Genomic DNA, 21,014 nt, shown 5'->3' on the forward strand with positions numbered 1-21,014 from the left:
CGGAAGCCTGTGATGGCTAGTTAGTCATTACGGTTGATTAAATAGTGAGTAAAAGCTTCTAATGCGGTGGTATCGTAAGGTAGCAACGAGAGCGCTGCAAAAGCCTCGTGGTGTAATTGTCTGAGGCGTTCTTGAGTGGCATCAATCCCTAGCTGCAGATAACTGCTCTTACCACAGCGCTGATCACTGCCTGGGGGTTTTCCTAGCTGCGCAGTGGTGCCGGTCACATCGAGGAGATCATCTTGCAGTTGGAAGGCGAGGCCAAGCGCTTGGGCATAGCGATCTAATAGTGGCAGTGACTCCTCTCCAGGCCGCTTGGCGGCTAGTGCTGCCAAGCGGATAGCACACCGTATCAACAAGGCAGTTTTATAGTGGTGGATCTGTGCTAAAGCTGTTGTATCTAACGGCTGGTTATCAGCCTGGAGATCTAAAGATTGTCCATAGCACAACCCACTGCTGGTTTGGGCTAACTCCTGTAGCATCCGCAGTTGGGTCGCGGGTGTTAATAGTGCGGGTGTCGCCTGAGTCAGCAGCAAAAAAGCCAAGGTCTGTAGGGCATCACCGGCTAAAATAGCCTGCGCTTCGCCAAATTGCACGTGTGCGGTGGGCTGCCCTCGCCGCAGTGGGCTATTATCCATAGCCGGGAGATCATCATGCAGCAGGGAGTAGGCATGGAGACACTCTACGGCCGCTGCAGGAGCATCCAATAGCGCTACCGGGAGCGCGAAGAGATCGCCCACTAGATAGAGTAGCAGCGGACGGATACGCTTCCCTCCCAGCAAGAGGCCATAACGCATCACCGCGGCTAGGTGGCTATCCGCAAAGGGTAACGCCGTTAAACAGCCTTGCAAGTAGTTATCGAGGCGCTGTCGCCGTGGCTGCAGCTGCTGTTCAATCGAAGACATTAACGATCAGCATCAGGTGAAAAGGGCGTTAAAGAGGCCTGGGAGTCATCACTGAGCAAAATTTCGACACGTTGCTCTGCCTGTTTTAAACGTTGTTGGCCCTCTTTAGCGAGCTGTACCCCCCTCTCAAATTCAGTCAGGGCAGTTTCTAAAGGCAACTCACCGCTTTCTAAACGTGTCACGATCTGCTCCAGTTCAGTCAGGGTATCTGCAAAGCTCAGGGCAGTTTTTCGGGTCGTTGGTTTCACGCGATTGAAGGTCATTTAGTTTAAGTTTAAAAACTCGGCATAAGGTACGCTAATAGCCGTATCAGGTCAAATAGAGCTTGGAAGGGGGCAGCATCTGACGGTGCTGGGCTAAACTGAGCAAGAGATCACGTTATAGTTGACTAAAATAGTCGGGTAAAGGATACTAGTGCCCAGTCAGCCACTGAGTGATCGAAGGGTCTGTTATGCGCGTGACCGCAAAGGCACGGTATGCTGTTACTGCGTTATTAGATATTGCTCTGCAGGCTGATCAACGGCCGATCGCCCTGGTTGAGATTGCCCAGCGGCAAAATCTCTCTCTGCCCTATTTAGAGCAACTTTTTTGCCGATTACGCAAACAGGGGTTGGTCTCCAGCGTGCGGGGGCCGGCTGGTGGTTATCGGCTCTGTCAGAGCGCGAGTGCCATCACGATTGGCATGATTTTACAAGCGGTGGAGGAGCAGGTCGATACCACCCACTGCTTGGGATTGCAGCAGTGCCAACACGGTGAGCGCTGTTTAACCCATCCTCTCTGGTCCGCATTGAATGAGCGTATCCAGCAGTTTCTCGGTACCGTCACCTTAAGTGAGTTAAGCCGGAGCCCAGCGGTGCAACAGGTGGCTTGTCGACAAGCTGATTTGACGGTTCAGCGTCAGCAAGCCATCAACTGTTGATGGCTTAGCACAGAGACAACACGACTTGATGGATGTCTCTCTATTTCGGCCGTAGGGCCCTCAACGGAGTTTTAGACCATGCGATCTCTCATCTATCTGGATTATGCGGCGACTACCCCCGTCGATCCACGGGTTGCAGAAAAAATGATGCACTATCTGACACCAGATGGAATCTTTGGTAACCCCGCCTCGCGCTCCCACCACTTTGGTTGGCAGGCAGAAGAGGCAGTTGATATTGCACGCCACCAAATTGCTGAGTTATTAGGCGCCGATCCGCGGGAACTGATTTTTACCTCTGGGGCAACGGAGGCCAATAACCTCGCCTTGAAGGGAGCGGCGCACTTCTACGCTAAACAGGGGAAGCATCTGATAACCTGCCAAACGGAACACAAAGCGGTCCTTGATCCCTGCCGTCAATTGGAGCGCGAGGGGTTTACCGTCACCTACCTTAAGCCGCAATCTACAGGTCTACTGACGTTAGAGCAGCTAGAAGCGAGCATCACGCCACAGACCCGTCTGATCTCCTTGATGCAGGTGAATAATGAACTTGGCATCATTCAAGATATCGCAGCAGTCGGCGCCCTCTGCCGGGAGCGTGGGATTCTATTACATGTGGATGCCAGTCAAAGCGCCGGAAAATTGCCCATCGATTTGCAGCAGTTGCCAGTTGATCTGCTATCCTGTTCAGCCCACAAACTCTATGGTCCTAAAGGGATCGGCGTGCTGTATGTTCGGCGACAACCGCGGGTGCGGTTGCAGGCACAAATCCATGGCGGTGGCCATGAGCGTGGATTACGCTCTGGAACCTTGCCGGTCCATCAAATCGTTGGCATGGGCGAAGCGTGTCGAATTGCACAGGCCGAGATGCCAGCGGAGCAGCAGCGGATTGGGCGCCTGCGTGATCGGCTATGGAGTGGCATCAAAATGATGGAAGCGGTTTCGGTGAACGGTGATTTAGCCTCTAGTGTCCCGGGCATTGTCAATGTGAGTTTTGCTCACGTCGAAGGGGAGTCGCTGATGATGGCATTAAAAGAGTTGGCCGTCTCTTCGGGATCGGCGTGTACCTCAGCGAGTTTGGAGCCCTCTTATGTGCTACGGGCTTTAGGGTTAAACGATGAATTGGCCCATAGCTCTATCCGCTTCTCGATAGGTCGTTTCACCACTGAGCCAGAGATTGATCGGGCTATTGTGTTGATCCAACAGGCGGTCAGCCGGTTGCGGGAGATGTCTCCCCTCTGGGAGATGTATACCCAGGGTATTAACCTCAATGAGATTGAGTGGGCACACCATTAAATCAGGGATAGATCCTTGAAGGAGTTAGACCATGTATAATCAAAAAGTTTTGGATCATTATGAAAACCCAAGAAATGTCGGTTCCTTGGATCAGCAAGATCCTCAGGTAGGCAGTGGCATTGTCGGCGCCCCCGCCTGTGGTGATGTAATGAAACTACAGATCAAGGTCAATGCAGCGGGGGTGATTGAAGAGGCCCGTTTCAAAACCTATGGCTGTGGATCAGCCATCGCTTCAAGCTCTTTGATCACCGAGTGGGTGAAGGGCAAAACTTTGCAGCAAGCGGCAACGATTAAAAATACTGATATCGTTGAAGAGCTGGTATTGCCTCCGGTCAAGATCCACTGTTCAATTTTAGCTGAAGATGCTATTAAAGCCGCGATTGCTGATTACCAGCAGAAACAGGACAGGCAATCCATCACCAGGAGTGCTGCTAAACAACCGGTATCAGTGGCTTAACACGTTGATGACCGTGTAGTGAGGAGAGCATGGCGATTACTCTGAGTCCACGGGCGGCGCACCGGGTAAAGCAGTTCCTGGAACAACGGGGTAGAGGTATCGGCCTGCGTCTAGGGGTTAAAACCACCGGCTGCTCTGGGCTGGCCTATGTGCTCGAATTTGTCGATCAGCTGAAAGAGGATGATCAGATCTTCGAAACAGAAGGCATCCAAGTGATTATCAATGAAAAAAGCTTGGTTTATCTGCAGGGCATGGCCTTAGACTTTGTCAAGGAGGGGTTGAACGAGGGCTTTACGTTTGATAACCCGAATACGAAAGGGTCGTGTGGTTGTGGAGAGAGTTTCCATGTCTGATCGGCAGGAGCCCAGTGATCACTTCAGCCGTTTTGGCTTGCCGCAGCGCTTTGCAGTGGATGAACAGTTGCTCACAAAGCGCTACTACGATTTACAATGGCAGAACCATCCCGATCGCTTTGTAAACGCTACGGATGAGCAGCAGCAGTGGGCGGTACAGCAGGCGGCGGCAATCAACCAAGCGTTCCATACCTTAAAAGATCCGCTACGCCGTGCCGAGTATCTGCTCATGTTGCAGGGGTTGGGGGATCAAGAAGAGCACCGCCACCACGATACAGCGTTTCTAATGGAGCAGCTAGCTTTAGGGGAGGCGTTGGCCACGGCGACCGACCAAGCGGTGATAGCAGAGCTCGCGGCGCGGATTGCAGCCTTAAATAATGACTATTACCAGCGTTTGATTGACTGCCTAGAAAATGCCGCTTGGAAGCAGGCTGCCGAGAGTTTAAGTCAATTAAAATTTTTGGCGAAGCATCAACAACAACTGCTGCAATTGGAACTGGCAGACCCTACCCGTTAATGGAAATTGTCAATGGCCCTCCTACAGATTAGTGAACCCGGACAACAGTTGACCTCCACGCCTTGGAAACGTGCAGCTGGAATTGATCTGGGGACGACCTATTCGCTAGTAGCGACCGTCCCCCAGGGGGGTGAGGTCACTGTGCTGAGCGATCCACAAGGGCGGTCGCTGTTGCCCTCTGTGGTTCAGTATCAGACAGATAAAACCGTCGTTGGGTGGGCTGCACGCCAGCAAGCGGTGATTGATCCACTGAATACCATTCTCTCAGTGAAGCGTTTACTAGGTTATTCACAGGCTGAACTGCAACGCCAGCGGCCACAACGACCCTACCTATTTCAAGAGAATGAAGCTGGTCTGCTCTCTCTACTCACTGCTCAGGGGATTGTGCTCCCGGTACAGGTGAGTGCTGAAATCCTTAAGATCTTGTCTCAACGGGCTGAAGAGGCTTTAGCGGGGCCGTTGGCTGGCGTGGTCATTACTGTCCCTGCCTACTTTAATGATGCTCAGCGGCAGAGTACCAAAGATGCGGCTCGGTTGGCTGGGCTGCCATTATTGAGGCTGCTCAATGAGCCCACCGCGGCCGCGTTGGCTTATGGATTGCAACGAGCTAGCCAGGGGGTGATTGCCGTGTATGATTTGGGCGGCGGTACCTTTGATATTTCGCTGTTACGGCTTACCAATGGGGTGTTTGAAGTCCTCGCCACGGGTGGCGATGCCGCTTTAGGCGGGGATGATTTTGATCACTGCTTAGCGAGCTGGTTAGCCGAGCAAATAGGAACCCCAGAGCCCCGTTGCGCCATGGCACAACGCGCCTTGTTAGACGCGGCAGTGACGGCTAAACAGACCCTGAGTGAGCAGACAGAAGTTGTGGTGCGCCAAGATCGGTGGCAGGGGGTAATCACCCGTTCACAGTTTGAACAGTTGATCGACCCGTTAGTTCAGAAAACCTTAGCAGTTTCACAGCGGGCGCTGCAAGATGCTGGGATCACCCAGCAGCAGATTGATACCGTGGTTTTGGTAGGTGGCTCCACCCGCATTCCTTGGGTACAACAGGCAGTGGCCCGTTTTTTTGAATGCCAACCCTTAGCAACGCTCGATCCCGAACAGGTCGTCGCTTTGGGAGCGGCGTTATATGCTGATCAGCTGATCGGGAATCCCACCTGTCAAGAGCGTTTATTACTGGATGTCACCCCGTTATCGCTAGGGATTGAAACCATGGGTGGGGTGGTACAGCACCTCATTCCGCGCAATACTGCGATACCTGCTCGCGTGACGCAGCAGTTTACCACTTATAAAACGGGGCAGCGTGCCATCAAGCTGCATGTGGTTCAAGGTGAGAGCGAACGGGTGGCAGAGTGCCGCTCTTTAGCTCAATTTACCCTGCAAGGGTTGCCACTGCTTGCGGCCGGCGATGCCCGGATCACAGTCACCTTTCAAATCGATGCGGATGGTCTACTGCGGGTGCTGGCGGTGGAGCCGGTCAGCGGCCAGCAAGCAGAGGTTCAGGTACAACCCAGTTATGGATTGACTGAAGCAGCTATTCGTCAGATGATTAGCCCCCCTGACCAGGAAGCATGAGATGCCAACCCTCGTTTTTTTACCCCATCCTGAGTTGTGTCCGGCGGGAGCGGCGATCAGCGCAGCGTCGGGAGAGACCATTTTGGATGCCGCGCTGCGCCAGGGTATTGCTATTGAACATGCGTGTGAAAAATGTTGTGCTTGTACAACTTGCCATGTCATTGTGCGTCAAGGGTTTAAGTCATTAGCTCCCACTGAGGAGCGTGAAGAGGATCTACTAGATAAAGCCTGGGGATTAGAGCCGGAGAGCCGTCTTAGTTGTCAAGCACGGGTACAGCAAGCTGATCTGATTGTGGAGATCCCCCGCTACAGCATTAATTACGTCCGTGAAGGACATTAGTGCAATGAACTGTAAAGCAATCAAAAGAGAAGGGTTCAGACTATGTCATTAACCTGGCAAGATAGTTGGGAGATTGCCCAAGCCTTATCAGATCACTATCCCACTATAGATCCCAAGAGCGTACGCTTCACTGATTTGCACCGCTGGATCTGCCAACTGGAAGGGTTTGAGGATGATCCACAGCGCTCTAATGAAAAGATTTTAGAGGCTATTTTATTAGCCTGGTTGGAGGAGTCTGCGTAGTTTTTTTAGCGCCGGCTCGTGCGATAAAGGCTACCGAGCCGGCGCTGAGCGTTATCAGACCTAAAAATAGAGACTATGGCCTAATGGCTTAGCAGAGCAGCACTCTTCTAAACTAGATCTAGTCATACTAGACAGGAGAGTAGATGATGTTCCCCATCAATAGAAGTCCCACTGCCTACGCTTATCTCTTCAAAACAGGAGAGCGAGTGTTCGATAGCCGAGAACGGCAGCCTCACGGCCATACCACTCCCACTGCCTACTCTGATGTCTCCAAAATAGGAGAACCGCTGTTCGGTGGTCGAGAAACGCAACGCATTATTAATGATATTGAGACTAATCGCTCATGGAATGGTACAGCGGGTGACATCGTTCCGGAAGCAGTGACACAACTACCCACCTGGCCTGCTGATAAACATCTGGACCTGAATGTTGTGTCTAATGATGGCGTTCACAGACATGAGTTTGGCAAGCAATTGACTACTACGCCCCTAAGGATGCAATTACGTAATAATCATTATGAAGCTATCATCGCAGGTCAAGTGACTCCAGTAGCCAGTGACGGTAACTGCTTCTATCACTCTTTGTTACTGACTTTAAATCACAGTGAGCAACAGCAGCTGTTAGGAACGGCTTTTATCTCATATGATAGAAACAGCATTGCAGACGATGCAAACAACCCGAATGTGATGGCTTTACGCCAATTACTAGCCAGCTATTTACGGGAAAATCCTGCATTCCACAATTTTTTTCCTGACGGTGTCTTGGAGCATGAAAACAGCATTCTGCAGGATGAACAAGCTAAGGGGCCAATAGCAGAGGCTGCTGCCCTGGCTCGGGAGCTGCAAGTAGCAGAAGATGCTGCCCTGGCTCGGGAGCTGCAAGTAGCAGAAGATGCTGCCCTGGCTCGGGAGCTGCAGGTAGCAGAAGCTGCTGCCCTGGCTCGGGAGCTGCAGGTAGCAGAAGCTGCTGCCCTGGCTCGGGAGCTGCAAGTAGCAGAAGATGCTGTCCTGGCTCGGAGACTAGAACAGCAAGCGGTCGTGAAAGTCTTATTGGCTGGCGTATAAAGCTATAAAAAGCTTTACCCTTGGCCGCTCTTGGCCGCTGCAAAGGCGGTTAACGCCCTTTGGCGGGCTAGGCTGTGGTCAACTAGGGGCTGGGGATAATCGAGCGTTGTTCTCTTCTCTCCCGGTGTAGCATAAGGGGCGTGAATGGCTCGATCGGATAGAGCGGCCAACTCTGGAACCCATTGTCGAATAAAGGCGCCCTGCGGATCAAAGCGTTGACTCTGAGCGGTCGGATTGAAGAGCCGAAAATAGGGGGCCGCATCACAGCCAGTAGAGGCCGCCCATTGCCAACCACCATTGTTAGCGGCAAAGTCACCATCAATCAATTGGGACATAAAGTAGCGCTCTCCCAGCCGCCAGTCTAACAGCAGCTGTTTACTTAAAAAACTGGCCACCACCATGCGCAACCGATTATGCATCCAACCCAAGTGGTTGAGTTGGCGCATCGCCGCGTCAACCAAAGGGTAGCCAGTACACCCTTGTTGCCAAGCCTGTAACCACTGCGCATTGACTTGCCAAGCCACCTGATCGGTCCAAGCGACAAATGGCTGATGTTGACATAAGTTTGGAAAAGCAACGATTAAATGTCGATAAAATTCTCGCCAGAGTAGTTCATTCAACCAACTGACAGCCCCTTCACTTCCCCTAGGTTGGTACAGGATATCAGGAGCCACCGCCTGGAGTGCCTGTAGGCATTGCCGGGGGGATAATACCCCTAAGGTTAGGTAGGGAGAGAGTTGGCTAGTAGCCGCTAAGGCTGGAAAATCACGGCGTAGGGCATAGTCAGTCACCTGCTTTTCACAGAAGTGCTGCAGGCGCTGTAGGGCCGCGGTTTCTCCTGCCGGGAAGTAGCTACTATCTTGGGTAGGATAATCAAAGGGTGCCAGCAGTGACTGCGGTGCGGGCATTTGTGCCCTGCGCGGCGCTGGTATTGGCAGAGGCCTTGGCGGTTTCTCACAAAGTTGTGCTAGTGCGGCCCGCTTGAACGGGGTAAATACCCGAAACATTGATCTTTGCTGCGTGGTGACTTGGCCAGGGGCCAGCAGTAGACTATCATCAAAAGTGTGACAGATAACAGTGGGTCGTAGCCGCTGCAGTACGGCTTGGTCCCGTCGCTGTTCATTCAAAGGGTATTGGCGATTAAAAAACAGGTGGGTGATCCGCTTTGCTGTACAGAGTGCTGCTAAGGCGTCAGGTAGGTCTAAAAAACAGGGAACTTGATGATAGTAGAGGGGTATCCCTCGTTCAGCCAGTGCTTGTTGTAAGCAGACTAGGTGACGCCGTAGAAAATCAGCTTGGCGGGGTGCCATCTGATGCGCTTGCCACTGCTGTGGAGTGGCAATAAATAGCGCCAGTACCTGTGCTGTGGGATCGACGCAAGCTGCGTGTAACGCTCGATGGTCGGCGAGCCGTAAGTCCTCTCTAAACCAGACTAGGTGCGTTGGCAAAGGCTTCCTCAATCATAGTCGATGAAACTTCAATCAAGCAGCGTGACCCCACACTGCTGTTTAGGCGGTGGGGGCCGTTGAACCCATTAAGCGCTACCCTGTGGATCACAAATGCTGTTACTCCTCTGCTTTGGCTGTGTCTGTGTCTACGGCGCTCTCTTTAATGGCCGTGGCGGCTGCCATAGCTTGGCCTCTTGGCTTTTCAGAGTAGCCTGAATAGCTGCTGCTCGAGATAGGTTTCGGATTGGAAGGTGGCAGCAGGGTTGGTGGTACGATGGTGAGCGGGGCGGTCGGGTGTTCAGCATCGGAGTGATTAGGCCGGGCATTATCAGGGAGTATAGCTTGCGTAGGCGGTGCTTGTACTAAGCGGTGGTTGCCAGCTAGATCAGCTGTGGAGACAGCCTCTGGAGCATTCGTCGCCAGCGTTTTCGAAGACACCGATGATTGACGAGCGTGCTGAGTGCTACTCTCTAGCTGTCGAGGAGAACGTCTTGAGCGGCATGTTGCAGTAGTGCTGTTGCTATTAGTGACCTCTGGAGTGTCTGGTAGTAAATCATGAGCAGGTGCTGTCCTATCACTGTCAATGACTTCATGCGCTGATGATACCACCGGCTCCAGGGTTGTTAACGTTACACGCTTCTCACCAGAGGATTCTAGCTGTGCTGCCGGTAGCCGGACCTTTTTTTTCAGAGGACGCCGGTGTCGGCGAGTGGCCATGGGTAATGGCTCCTGTTCACCTGAATCAAGCGGCACAGCTGCACGAGGGGTCATGGTGGCAGCTTGGGATATGTTTATAGGAGGTGCACTAGCCGCTTCAACCGCCTGAGTGGGCTGTATGGGGGCGGGGCTATTTTTTTTCAGCCGATCCAGCGCTGGTCTAACATTTTTTTGGGGGGATTGATGGGCATTAGCCTGCCGTGGCTGGATCTTGCCCACGTTACAGCTCATTAAGTCGCTTGAAGCTATTCGAGCTGTTTTCTGGTGGCAATGATGGGTTGGTGCTGGTTCTTTAGGCTTGCTGGCAGCCACCGGTGGTCGCATAAAGATCTGTTTAAAACCTTGAAGACAGCGATTGAACCAGTGATCTGTCTGGCAGGCGGGTGCCGTTCGTTTAGCCGCTGAATCTCCCTGTTCAAAGGGTTTGTCAGGAACATTGATTCCCACGAGTGGCTTGTCTATTCGTTTACTGGGGGTAGAAACTTCATGAAGGGCCATGGTGGCTTCACTTTCTAACCGTTGTGCTAGTAGGTAACTGGGCGTTAAATTCTCTTCACCTTTGCGTACTCGTACCACGGAGTAATGAGGTGACTCCATGCGGTTATTGGGGACTACCAGTACCTTCACCTTTTGACGTTGCTCAATCAGACTGATGGATTGCCGCTTCTCATTTAATAAGTAAGAGGCAATTTGTATGGGCACAATGGCATTGACTGCATAGGTATTTTCTTTCAGCGCCTCTTCTTCAATGAGCCTTAAAATAGAGAGTGACAGGGACTCATTTTCACGAACAGTCCCTGTACCACTGCAGCGGGGACAGACATGGTGACTGGACTCTCCGAGTGAGGGACGCAGCCGTTGCCGTGAAAGCTCTAACAATCCAAAGCGAGAAATACGGCCACACTGAATCCGCGCTCGATCGTGCTCTACTGATTCCCGAAGCCGATTCTCTACTTCCCGTTGATGGCGAGGCTGTGCCATATCAATAAAGTCAATCACAACCAAGCCCCCGACATCCCGTAGCCGCAGTTGGCGACCAATTTCATCGGCCGCCTCTACATTGGTACTAAAAGCCGTTTCCTCGATATCACTGCCACGCGTAGCGCGTGCTGAGTTGATATCGATGGCCGTCAGGGCTTCTGTCGTATCGATGACAATCGAGCCCCCGGAAGGGAGTCGTACCTCACGTTGAAAGGCTGATTCAATTTGTGACTCTATCTGGTAATGACTAAACAGCGGCACTTCACTCTGATAGAGTTGAAGCCGATTAAGATAATTCGGTCGGACTAAGCTGATATGTTCTTTAGCTTTTTCAAAGACCTTGAGATTATCTACCAGGATCTCACCCATGTCGCGACGTAGATAGTCACGGATGGCTCGGACAACGACATTGCTTTCCTGATGGATAAGCGAAGGCACCGGGCATTTTTCGGTCACTTGGCGAATAGCTTCCCAGTGGTTAAGCAGCACTTGTAGATCCCATTGAAGTTCACTGGCTGACTTACCAACCCCGGCAGTTCGCACAATCAGCCCCATCCCTTCCGGAAGATCTAGCGTGGCTAATGCTGCTTTCAGTTCGCTGCGCTCTTCACCATCGATACGGCGTGAAATGCCGCCCGCCCGCGGGTTGTTCGGCATTAATACCAGATAGCTGCCCGCCAGACTGATAAACGTGGTTAAAGCCGCTCCTTTATTGCCGCGCTCCTCTTTTTCAACTTGCACCAACAGCTCCTGCTGTTCATGCAAAATATCTTTGATATTAGGACGTCCTTGACCCGTGTAGTCTGCTGGAAAATAGTCACGAGCCACCTCTTTCAAGGAGAGAAACCCATTGCGCTCGGATCCATAATCGACAAAGGCTGCTTCTAAACTGGGCTCGAGACGGGTAATACGCGCTTTATAGATATTAGCTTTTTTTTGTTCGTAGCCAGGGGTTTCGATGTCCAAGTCATACAGTCGTTGGCCATCGACTAAAGCGACACGCAACTCTTCTTCTTGAGTCGCATTAATTAACATTCTTTTCATTAAATTCAACTCATTGATATTAGGTTAGTGCGGGTGCTCTCGGAGAGCCACAACCCTGCTAGGGCGTACTGATTACCCACAGCTAGGGATCCCGCCCCTGAACGGCCATCCTGCGCAGTTCAGCTAAGACACGCCAGCCTACTTCATCTCTCTAGAGTCATTATGGATGAAGAATTCAGCGTGTTGTGTTAAAAATCATGACCTAGCCTCTTACAGAGTAGGTTCATTAAAATGTCTTTAGGTCGTTGAGAACAATTTTTTGCTAATTGATTAATTTTGCCGTCCTTTCCTCAAACTAACACAACCTATCCCGCCGCTCAGTTAGAGGGCTAGCAGCCTTTAAATTCGCATTCTCTGTCTGCCCGCAGGCGAACCTCGGTTGAGTCGTTCAGTTCGCTTTGAAACCGGTGGTGGGTAATGGGTTAATGACAAAAAATCGCTGTTATTATTTCATTGAGGGGGGTAACCTGGCAAGGTGACTTTGCTCTCTTATTGAATTTAATCCTATGTTAGAATAGACGATGCACGCAGAATCATCACCCAGACAATGTTGGAGTATCTCTGCTGAAGAGTCGTCTCAGCGGATTGATAACTATTTACGGTCGCAATTGAAAGGGGTTCCTAAGAGCCTCATCTACCGTCTGTTGCGTACCGGGGCAATCCGCGTCAACAAAAAGCGGGTTAAACCGCTGTATCGGCTGCAAGCACAAGATGAAGTCCGTATTCCTCCGGTGCGTTTCAGTGAACCAGAGCCGATGGCTGCACTGCATAAAGTCAAAGCTTTAAACCACTGCTTGCTCTATGAAGATGAGGGACTGTTAGTTATCAACAAGCCCTCAGGAATGGCGGTCCATGGAGGCAGTGGTGTTACTATCGCTGTTATTGAAGGGTTACGGGCGCTGCGTACCGATCTAGCCTATTTAGAACTGGTCCATCGTCTTGATCGTGAAACCTCTGGATTATTGGTGGTCGCTAAAAAGCGCTCAGTGCTGCGCGCATTACACCAGCAGTTACGAGATCACCAAATCGAGAAGTGCTATTGGGCATTAGTTCATGGCCAGTGGCCAATGGAGTGTAAGCAGATCAAAGCACCGCTCTTAAAAACAGTATTGCCTAGTGGAGAACGACTGATTCAGATTCATCCTCAAGGGAAGCCAGCTGAGACACACTTTACAGTGATTGAACGCTTTCCTCAAGCAACGCTCCTGCAGGTCAAACCCATTACCGGACGTACCCACCAAATACGGGTTCATACGCAGTCGGTGGGACATCCCATTGTCTTTGATGCGCGTTATGGCCACAGTCATTGGGATGCACCATTAATCGTGCAGGATCGACCGGGTCGGTTATTTTTGCATGCAGCCTCACTGTGTTTAACACATCCTCAGAGTGGTCAACGGCTGCTACTAGAGGCGCCGTTAGAAGCAGCCCTGCAGAGCCTGCTGCAGCGATTACGCCGTGCTACGGATAAAAGTATCTGTGTCAAGGCGTAACTAATTTTTGACTCTCTGGGGTTAGGCCGTTACTATGCCGCCCATTATGCAGCCAATTCCGTTACCTTCGATCGTTAATCTACGCACTGCAGTTCAGCAACAGATGCGTTATGAGGGCTATTATCCCTCAACCCTCTGGACGCGTTTAGCCAGCGCTACAGAGGGGGTGGTTAGTGAACTTCGGGCTACGATCTGTTTTACGCAGGATACGCAGCAGCGCCTAGTTGTCCACGGTGAAGCTCACGTCGAGGTTGCTTTGTTATGCCAGCGTTGTAACGACTGCTTTTTAGAGACGCTTTCTGTGAATTACTGTGTCAGCCCCGTGCTAGATGACCGGCAGGCAAAAGCACTGCCCAGTGTTTATGATCCCTGGCTAATTGATCAGTATGAGCAGGTCGATCTGATCAGTTTAATTGAAGAGGAGCTGCTACTTCGCTTACCATTGGCAGCAGTTCATCCCGACGAGGGGTGTTCAGCGGCTATTTTAGCCTATTGGAATAGCCCACTATTGCCAGTCGTGGAGCCTGTCAAGCAGGATAGCCCTTTCGGGGTGCTGTTATCTTTAAAAGAGACCAAACTTTAGGAGTTTTAACATGGCCGTACAAAAAAGTCGTAAAAGTCGATCGAAGCGTGATATGCGCCGTTCTCATGACGCGCTCACCACTGTCGCACTCTCTATTGATCCAGTTTCTGGAGAGACGCACCGTCGTCACCATGTCACTGCAGAGGGCTATTACCGCGGCCGCAAAGTGATTGATAATCCATAAACTGGCCCTTTTTCGCTAATAGATAAACCGACTATCCCTTGGTGCAATAACTTCTTTATAGGGCGGATCAGAGTGGCTGAGTCCTCATGCATACGACTATTTTAGGAACGGGAGGTTACTTACCCGAACAGGTCGTCACCAATAGTGATCTGGGACAGCGGGTAGAGACCTCCCATGAGTGGATTGTCTCCCGCACAGGCATCCATGAACGACGGATTGCCGCGCCGCAAGAGACCGTCACCACGATGGGTTATCAAGCGGCACAACGTGCACTGGGGAGTGCAGGTATTGCTGCAAGCCAGGTGGGGCTGCTGTTGGTGGCGACCACCTCCTCAACGCATGCTTTTCCGAGTACTGCTTGTCAAATTCAGCAATTATTGGGGATACAACAGGGATTTGCCTTTGATTTGGCGGCAGCCTGTGCAGGGTTTATCTATGCTTTAAGCGTTGCTGATCACTATATTCGTCAGGGTACGGTTGACTATGCTTTGGTCATTGGTACGGATCTGCTGTCACGGACCCTCGACCCAACGGATCGCAGCACCCTGGTGATCTTTGGGGATGGGGCGGGCGCTATGTTATTAGGCGCGGCTAAGCAACCCGGGATTTTATCTACACAGTTGCATTCGGATGGGCGTTATGGCCATTTATTGAAGCTACCCTATATTGATTATCCTGCGCGCCACCCAGCTTATTTAACGATGCAGGGCAATGAGGTTTTTAAGGTCGCCGTATTAGAATTGGCCAAATTAGTCGAGCAGACTTTAGCCGCGCATCAATTAGATAAAAAAGCCTTGGATTGGTTGGTCCCTCATCAAGCCAATCTGCGTATTATTAAAGCGATTGCCCGTAAGTTGGAACTGGGAATGGATCGTGTTGTAGTCACACTGGATCGGCATGGCAACACTTCAGCGGCTTCTGTGCCGGCTGCTTTTGATGAGGCTGTACGGGATGGCCGGATACAACGGGGCCAGTTGGTGCTGCTGGAAGCATTTGGTGGCGGGTTCACTTGGGGCTCAGCCTTAGTGCGTTTTTAAGTGCCAGCACGATGATACAGCAACCGCTTGCTCTCATGTTCCCTGGACAGGGCTCTCAGTCTGTGGGGATGCTGGCAGAGTATGCTGAAAACTTTCCTATCATCTTGGAAACTTTTCAGCAGGCCTCATCAGTGCTGGGCTATGATTTATGGCAGCGGGTACAGCAGGGGCCTAGTGCTTTATTAAACCAAACGGCCTGTGCGCAACCTGCCTTATTGACGGCTTCAGTAGCGCTATGGCGGCTATGGCAGCAACAGTACCGCCTCGTGCCAACGCTGGCAGCGGGTCATAGCTTAGGAGAGTATTCTGCCTTAGTCTGTGCTGGGGCAGTGGCCTTAGAGGATGCAGTCTGGCTAGTCGAACAACGTGGCCGTCTGATGCAAGCAGCACAGCCAGAAGGTGAAGGCGCTATGGTGGCGGTGCTGGGATTAACTGAAGCCCAGGTTGGTGATGCCTGCGCGCGGGCCGCCCAAGGTGAGGTCGTTGCAGCGGCTAATTTTAATGCCCCTGGGCAGGTGGTGATTGCTGGCAATCATACAGCGGTCGAACGGGCCATGGACTACTGCAGAGCTCTGGGTGCCAAACGCCTGGTTCCTTTAGCTGTCACGGTTCCAGCCCATTGTGCTTTAATGAAACCGGTTGCCACGGAGTTTGCACTGCTACTGGATGCTGTCACCTTTCAGTCACCACAGTGGCCGGTGGTCAATAATGTGGATGTACAGGTACAGACTGAACCTTTGGCTATCAAAGAGGCTTTGATCCGTCAACTCTACTCACCAGTGCGCTGGTATGAAACGTTGCTGTATTGGAGCGAACAAGGCATCCAGCAGCTCTTTGAATTAGGGCCTGGCAGTGTCCTCACGGGGCTTGCTGCCCGAACCCTAAAGGGGATCTCAGCGAGGGTATTTCAGCCTACCAGACAGTGTGATGATGGTTATGAACGACAAAACAGATAGGACAACCCTGGCGTTAAGTGGCCAGATTGCCTTAGTCACCGGTGCCACTCGTGGGATTGGACGGGCTATTGCAGCCCTGTTGGCGGCTCAAGGGGCAACTGTCATTGGTACCGCAACCAGTGAAAGCGGGGTCGCCGCCATTGATGATACTGTGAAAGGTCAAGGGCGTGGTCTGCAGTTAGAGGTGACTGACAAAGCCGCTATTGAGCAAGTAGTACAAGCGATCCGTCAGGAATTTGGTGACATCACTATTTTGGTGAATAATGCGGGGATCTGTCGTGATGCCTTACTGATGAGGCAGCCCATCGAAGCGTTGGAGCAGGTACTATCGGTTAATTTAGTCGCGCCGATTCTTTTATCAAAAGCGGTGCTAGGGCTTATGGTTAAAAAGCGCTATGGGCGTATTATTAACGTGGGATCAGTGGTGGGTAGTACCGGCAATAGTGGCCAGACTAATTATACGGCTGCTAAGGCTGGGCTGATAGGGTTTAGTAAATCCCTGGCTCGTGAGGTAGCACTGCGTGGCATCACTGTGAATGTGGTTGCTCCGGGTTTTATTGATACGGATATGGCTCAGGCTTTAAGTGAAGAGAGACAGCAACACATCATCAATCGGGTGCCAGTCGGCCGTTTAGGGCATGCTAAAGAGGTTGCTTATGCGGTGGCTTTCTTAGCTTCGCAACAGGCAGCTTATATCACAGGAGAAACGTTACATGTTAATGGTGGTCTGCATATGGTTTAATTGAGAAGCCAGGTTGTAATTTAGCGTATGTTAAGGAAAATTCTAAATTTGTGGTAACAGCAGGGGTTAGTGAAAGCTAATTCGGTTGAAACTTCTTTAATATTGAATACACTACGAAAATCGTCGCGCAAGCGAATTTTGATAGGAAAATTTAAGAGTATGAGCACTATCGAAGAACGCGTTAAAAAAATTATTATTGAGCAACTAGGTGTTAAAGAGGATGAGGTTAAGTTAGAAGCCTCTTTTGTTGAAGATTTAGGGGCAGATTCTCTAGATACTGTTGAGCTGGTGATGGCTTTGGAAGAGGAATTTGATACTGAAATTCCCGACGATAAGGCTGAAAAAATTACCACCGTTCAGGCGGCTATCGATTACATTAAGGCCCATTCTTCTCAAGAAGAGGTCTCCTGAATCTACCTCAGCCAACGGCAGGTGATTGGGAGAGCAGATTGAGTGATTTCCCAAACAGACTGAGAAGCTGTTTTGGGGATCTCAATACTGAGGACTATTTTTAGGTGGCGTTTAGGCCACCTAACCTTTTTGTCTTACAGAATTTTATTTCATAATAGATTAAGTGCTATGATGAGGGCTAGATCTCCCAGGAGGTCGCGTGGTGAATAGTTAAAAAAAGGTTAACGGGTCTATGCGGTTACCTTCTAAATGGCGTGGCGGCTTATTCATATCGATGCTTATCGTAGCAGGATGGCTTGGTTATAGAGAGCTTATGGGGTGTGTTGAGTCTCCATTACCCTTAACGGCGCCACACCCGATCACGGTTGTTGCCGGCAGCGGTCGACAGCAGGTGCTTCAGTTACTACAAGAGCAGCAATGGGTCAAACGGCCGACCGCGCTGCGTTGGTTCTGGCGTTTTCATCCCAAGCTGGCACAATTTAAAGCGGGCACTTACCGGGTGCTTCCAGGCATGAGTCTGCGGGGGTTGTTACAGCAATTTCAACAGGGAACGGTTGCTCAATTTAGCATCCGTTTTGTTGAGGGTAGTCGTTACCAACAGTGGTGCCAGATCCTCAATACAGCCCCCTATCTGCAGCATACTTTACTCGATCAGCCTGCGGAAGCAGCAGCTGAGCTGCTGGGATTAGCTCACTCGCACATTGAAGGATGGCTGTTCCCTGACACCTATTACTATACTGCTGGAACCTCTGATGTAGAACTACTACGCCGTGCCCACCAACGAATGCAGGAGCAGTTGGCTGCTGTTTGGGAAAAACGCCATCCCCAACACCCCTTAAAAACACCTTATGAGCTGTTAATCTTAGCTTCAATCATTGAAAAAGAGACAGCAGTGGCCACTGAACGTCCTACAGTCGCTTCAGTCTTCATCAATCGGCTCCGCCGAGGGATGCGGTTACAGGCTTGTCCGACGGTGATCTACGGCCTTAGCGCACCCTATACGGGATCCTTGACCTATGCAATGACGCGCCAAGCCCATCGTTATAATACCTACCGTGTTCCTGGCTTGCCGCCCACCCCGATCGCCATGCCAGGAAGAGCGGCCTTGGAGGCCGCAGCACGACCTGCAGAGACCCCCTATCTCTACTTTGTGGCTAACCAGGAGGGAGGCCATACGTTTAACCACGATTTTGCAGCACACCGTCAAGCGACCCGGAACTTTCAGCTCTCAAAGCCACTGGTTACCCGATGAAACTAGGGCGATTTATTGTTATTGAGGGTTTAGAGGGTGCTGGAAAATCCACGGTCTGTGGCCTGGTTGCCACGGCATTAACCCAAGCGGGTATCTCAGAGGTGTTACAAACCCGTGAACCGGGTGGTACCCAACTGGGGGAGCAGTTACGCCTCTTGATTCAGCAGGGGCTTCCAGATGAACCGCTACAAGCTACCGCAGAGTTATTACTACTGTACGCTGCCCGTGCACAGTTGGTTGAACAGGTGATCAAACCGGCCCTAGCTCGAGGGGCTTGGGTGGTTGGCGATCGTCATGATCTCTCCACGCAGGCTTACCAAGGCGGAGGTCGTGGGATAGCCGAACAGGTATTAAATAGCTTACGGGATGCGGTTTTAGGACCTTTTCGACCAGATTTGACGCTGTACCTCGATATCAGCCCAGCGAAGGGATTACAACGGGTGGCGCAGCGTGGGTCTTTCGATAGGATGGAGCAGGAATCATTACTTTTTTTCCAGCGTGTCCGGGCACGTTACTTAGCCTTAGCTACCGATGATCCCCAGATTGTGATTGTGTCGGCAGAGCATTCTAGAGCGCAGATCGCGCAACAGATACAACAGATAATCACTACTTGGTTATCGCGGAACTAGGGTCAACAGATGCTGGATTATCCTTGGTTAACCCCGCTGTATGACCATTTAGTACAACAACATCAGCAAGCACGCGGTCATCATGCACAGCTGATCATGACACCTCCAGGGTGCGGTAGCGAGCGACTACTCGCTCGTGTGGCACAATGGTTGCTGTGTCAACAGCGGCAGGCGGAACAGCCCTGTAGCCACTGCCACGCCTGCACCTTAATGGCCGTTCACCATCATCCTGATTACCATCTTATTCGCCTGGAATCAGGGAAGCAGCAGCTTACGATAGAGCAGATCCGGACGGTATTACCGTCGATTTATCAACGTGCCCAGCAGGGTGGTGCCAAGGTGATTGGGTTACTGGACAGCGAGCGTTTGAGCGAATCGGCGGCTAATGCACTCTTAAAAGCCTTAGAAGAACCGCCACCGGCGACCTATTTTTTGCTGGTGTGTCGTACAGGAGCCACGTTACCGATCACACTACGGAGTCGCTGCCAGCATTGGTCCCTAGACACTCCCGCCTTACCAGAAGCCATAGCGTGGTTACAGAGCCAAGATCCTACGGTAATGGCCTCCCAAGCCACTACAGCACTGCACTTGAGTTTGGGTGCCCCCTTGGCAGCCTTGGCATTGCTCAAAGCAGGGGGATTACAGCAGTATACCGCTTTACTACAGGATCTACAGCGTGCGCTGCAACAGCGTGATTTACTGCTGGTGCTGCCTCATCTTGATCACAACAACGTTCACTCTGCCCTGTATTGGCTAGCCACCGTATGGCTAGCGGCTCTCAAACAGCAGTGGCAGGTAGCTGATGTCAGGCAAGCTTGTGAGCAGCGGCAGCTGCTCTCTACATTAGCCACCACCTTTACCCCTGAGCAATTACAGGCCTGTTGCCAGCGTACCTTACGCTGTCGTCACACTTTGTTGATCCTGCCTAGTGTCAACCAGACCCTGCTGTTGACGGAGCTACTCTGTCGACAGCAGGAGGTACTCTACTCTCCTTATCACCGTCAATAAAAGGCTGTTTATGTTATTAGTGGACTCTCATTGCCACTTAGATTGCTTAGATTATCAAACGATACATCGGGATCTTGCTGACGTCGTGGCCAAAGCCCAGGCACGAAGGGTAGGGCATCTGTTGTCGGTCGCCACCACGCTGGAGGGCTTTATTCAATTCCAGCCACAGGTGCAACACCACCCAGACATCTCACTCTCCTGTGGTGTTCACCCGTTGAATATCACCACAGATCTTGATAGTCAGCAGCTGTATCAATTGGCTCAAGATCCTCAAGTCGTCGCCATCGGAGAGACTGGATTAGACTACTATTATCAAACAGTGCCTCCCGCACAGCAGCGGCAAGCTTTTTGCCAACAGATTGCCGTCGCACGACAGCTCAAAAAACCGTTGATTGTGCATCATCGTCAGGCTGAGCAGGATCTCTTAATGCTGTTGCGTTCGCAGCAGGCTACAGATTGTGGCGGGGTATTACACTGCTTTACTGGGGATCGGGCCTTAGCGACGGCTTTATTAGATCTAGGTTTTTATCTCTCATTATCCGGGATGGTGACCTTTAAAAATGCCCAAGCATTGCGCGAGATCGCTCTGTTTATTCCCCTGGATCGATTATTGATTGAAACCGACGCCCCCTACTTAGCGCCACTGCCCTATCGTGGCAAAGAGAATCAGCCAGCTTATGTGCGTGAAGTAGCTGACTACGTGTCTGCTCTCCGGGGGATCTCGCTCGAGCAGTTCGCTGAAGCGACCACGGCTAATTTTTGTCGGCTGTTTCAGCGCCCGCTGATAACCACTCTTGAAGCCAGAAAGTCACTCGATCTAGGATAACCAAACGGTCACAGGGTGGATTGTATCCTAGTCT

Annotated in this window: 23 protein-coding genes and 1 pseudogene; 20 read left to right on the forward strand and 4 right to left on the reverse strand. The window is 51.4% G+C overall.

The features are described from left to right. Positions 1-20: 20 nt before the first annotated feature. Both ispA and xseB read right to left on the reverse strand, forming a co-directional pair. Positions 21-905, reverse strand: a complete 885-nt coding sequence (gene ispA / locus NL324_RS05965; protein ID WP_253306724.1) for a (2E,6E)-farnesyl diphosphate synthase — start codon at positions 903-905, stop codon at positions 21-23. After that, positions 905-1,168 (reverse strand): exodeoxyribonuclease VII small subunit, encoded by a 264-nt coding sequence (gene xseB / locus NL324_RS05970; protein ID WP_253306725.1) that lies wholly within the window; start codon positions 1,166-1,168, stop codon positions 905-907. Before xseB ends, ispA begins: the two co-directional genes overlap by 1 nt. 188 nt (positions 1,169-1,356) lie before the next feature. On the opposite strand from xseB, the gene NL324_RS05975 reads away from it, so the two are divergent. The 9 genes and pseudogenes from NL324_RS05975 to NL324_RS06015 all read left to right on the forward strand — a co-directional run bounded on the left by NL324_RS05975 (position 1,357) and on the right by NL324_RS06015 (position 7,669). Further along, positions 1,357-1,824: an Rrf2 family transcriptional regulator gene (locus tag NL324_RS05975; protein ID WP_253306726.1), complete on the forward strand. Its 468-nt coding sequence runs from the start codon at positions 1,357-1,359 to the stop codon at positions 1,822-1,824. Between the two features lie 78 nt (positions 1,825-1,902). Beyond that, positions 1,903-3,117 (forward strand): IscS subfamily cysteine desulfurase, encoded by a 1,215-nt coding sequence (locus NL324_RS05980; protein WP_253306727.1) that lies wholly within the window; start codon positions 1,903-1,905, stop codon positions 3,115-3,117. 31 nt (positions 3,118-3,148) lie between these two features. Continuing rightward, complete coding sequence (iscU, locus tag NL324_RS05985) at positions 3,149-3,574, forward strand: Fe-S cluster assembly scaffold IscU (RefSeq protein WP_253306728.1); 426 nt, start codon at positions 3,149-3,151, stop codon at positions 3,572-3,574. 29 nt (positions 3,575-3,603) lie between these two features. Next, positions 3,604-3,927 carry an iron-sulfur cluster assembly protein IscA gene (gene iscA / locus NL324_RS05990; RefSeq protein WP_253306729.1) on the forward strand — a complete coding sequence of 108 codons (324 nt, stop codon included), beginning with the start codon at positions 3,604-3,606 and terminating at the stop codon, positions 3,925-3,927. Further along, positions 3,920-4,444: a Fe-S protein assembly co-chaperone HscB gene (gene hscB, locus NL324_RS05995; RefSeq protein WP_253306730.1), complete on the forward strand. Its 525-nt coding sequence runs from the start codon at positions 3,920-3,922 to the stop codon at positions 4,442-4,444. Before iscA ends, hscB begins: the two co-directional genes overlap by 8 nt. A 12-nt stretch (positions 4,445-4,456) precedes the next feature. Continuing rightward, positions 4,457-5,998: pseudogene (gene hscA / locus NL324_RS06000) on the forward strand (Fe-S protein assembly chaperone HscA); the annotation flags it as partial. A gap of 25 nt (positions 5,999-6,023) precedes the next feature. After that, positions 6,024-6,362, forward strand: a complete 339-nt coding sequence (gene fdx, locus NL324_RS06005) for an ISC system 2Fe-2S type ferredoxin (protein ID WP_253306731.1) — start codon at positions 6,024-6,026, stop codon at positions 6,360-6,362. Positions 6,363-6,404: 42 nt separating this feature from the next. Then, positions 6,405-6,605 carry a Fe-S cluster assembly protein IscX gene (gene iscX / locus NL324_RS06010; RefSeq protein ID WP_253306732.1) on the forward strand — a complete coding sequence of 67 codons (201 nt, stop codon included), beginning with the start codon at positions 6,405-6,407 and terminating at the stop codon, positions 6,603-6,605. A 143-nt stretch (positions 6,606-6,748) separates the two neighbouring features. After that, positions 6,749-7,669, forward strand: a complete 921-nt coding sequence (locus NL324_RS06015) for an OTU domain-containing protein (protein WP_253306733.1) — start codon at positions 6,749-6,751, stop codon at positions 7,667-7,669. A gap of 14 nt (positions 7,670-7,683) precedes the next feature. Here the strand turns inward: NL324_RS06015 and phrB are convergent, their stop codons facing one another. Continuing rightward, the gene (gene phrB / locus NL324_RS06020) at positions 7,684-9,117 is read right to left on the reverse strand and encodes a deoxyribodipyrimidine photo-lyase (protein ID WP_253306734.1); all 1,434 of its coding nucleotides are present in this window, start codon (positions 9,115-9,117) and stop codon (positions 7,684-7,686) included. A 117-nt stretch (positions 9,118-9,234) separates the two neighbouring features. Then, on the reverse strand, positions 9,235-11,859 hold the full coding sequence (gene rne, locus NL324_RS06025) for a ribonuclease E (protein ID WP_253306735.1): 2,625 nt from the start codon (positions 11,857-11,859) through the stop codon (positions 9,235-9,237). A 521-nt stretch (positions 11,860-12,380) separates the two neighbouring features. Here rne and rluC point away from each other — a divergent pair. The 11 genes from rluC to NL324_RS06080 all read left to right on the forward strand — a co-directional run bounded on the left by rluC (position 12,381) and on the right by NL324_RS06080 (position 20,980). Then, positions 12,381-13,352, forward strand: coding sequence for a 23S rRNA pseudouridine(955/2504/2580) synthase RluC (gene rluC, locus NL324_RS06030; protein ID WP_253306736.1), 972 nt, complete (start codon positions 12,381-12,383; stop codon positions 13,350-13,352). A 34-nt stretch (positions 13,353-13,386) separates the two neighbouring features. After that, positions 13,387-13,935, forward strand: a complete 549-nt coding sequence (locus tag NL324_RS06035) for a YceD family protein (protein ID WP_253306737.1) — start codon at positions 13,387-13,389, stop codon at positions 13,933-13,935. A 10-nt stretch (positions 13,936-13,945) separates the two neighbouring features. After that, positions 13,946-14,119, forward strand: a complete 174-nt coding sequence (gene rpmF, locus NL324_RS06040; RefSeq protein ID WP_253306738.1) for a 50S ribosomal protein L32 — start codon at positions 13,946-13,948, stop codon at positions 14,117-14,119. Positions 14,120-14,205: 86 nt separating this feature from the next. Then, positions 14,206-15,156 carry a beta-ketoacyl-ACP synthase III gene (locus NL324_RS06045; protein ID WP_253306739.1) on the forward strand — a complete coding sequence of 317 codons (951 nt, stop codon included), beginning with the start codon at positions 14,206-14,208 and terminating at the stop codon, positions 15,154-15,156. 11 nt (positions 15,157-15,167) lie between these two features. Continuing rightward, positions 15,168-16,112, forward strand: a complete 945-nt coding sequence (fabD, locus tag NL324_RS06050) for an ACP S-malonyltransferase (RefSeq protein WP_253306740.1) — start codon at positions 15,168-15,170, stop codon at positions 16,110-16,112. 7 nt (positions 16,113-16,119) lie between these two features. Then, complete coding sequence (locus tag NL324_RS06055; RefSeq protein WP_253307146.1) at positions 16,120-16,854, forward strand: 3-oxoacyl-ACP reductase family protein; 735 nt, start codon at positions 16,120-16,122, stop codon at positions 16,852-16,854. 159 nt (positions 16,855-17,013) lie between these two features. Next, complete coding sequence (acpP, locus tag NL324_RS06060; RefSeq protein ID WP_253306741.1) at positions 17,014-17,265, forward strand: acyl carrier protein; 252 nt, start codon at positions 17,014-17,016, stop codon at positions 17,263-17,265. Between the two features lie 274 nt (positions 17,266-17,539). Next, on the forward strand, positions 17,540-18,517 hold the full coding sequence (mltG, locus tag NL324_RS06065; RefSeq protein ID WP_301282762.1) for an endolytic transglycosylase MltG: 978 nt from the start codon (positions 17,540-17,542) through the stop codon (positions 18,515-18,517). Beyond that, on the forward strand, positions 18,514-19,146 hold the full coding sequence (gene tmk, locus NL324_RS06070; RefSeq protein ID WP_253306743.1) for a dTMP kinase: 633 nt from the start codon (positions 18,514-18,516) through the stop codon (positions 19,144-19,146). The genes mltG and tmk overlap by 4 nt, the downstream gene beginning before the upstream one ends. A 9-nt stretch (positions 19,147-19,155) precedes the next feature. Then, positions 19,156-20,154, forward strand: a complete 999-nt coding sequence (locus NL324_RS06075; protein ID WP_253306744.1) for a DNA polymerase III delta subunit-related protein — start codon at positions 19,156-19,158, stop codon at positions 20,152-20,154. A 10-nt stretch (positions 20,155-20,164) separates the two neighbouring features. After that, entirely contained in the window at positions 20,165-20,980 is an 816-nt protein-coding gene (locus tag NL324_RS06080; protein WP_253306745.1) for a YchF/TatD family DNA exonuclease, read from the forward strand. Positions 20,981-21,014 lie beyond the last annotated feature (34 nt).

Source organism: unidentified bacterial endosymbiont (genome assembly GCF_918320885.1).
GTDB lineage: Bacteria > Pseudomonadota > Gammaproteobacteria > Enterobacterales.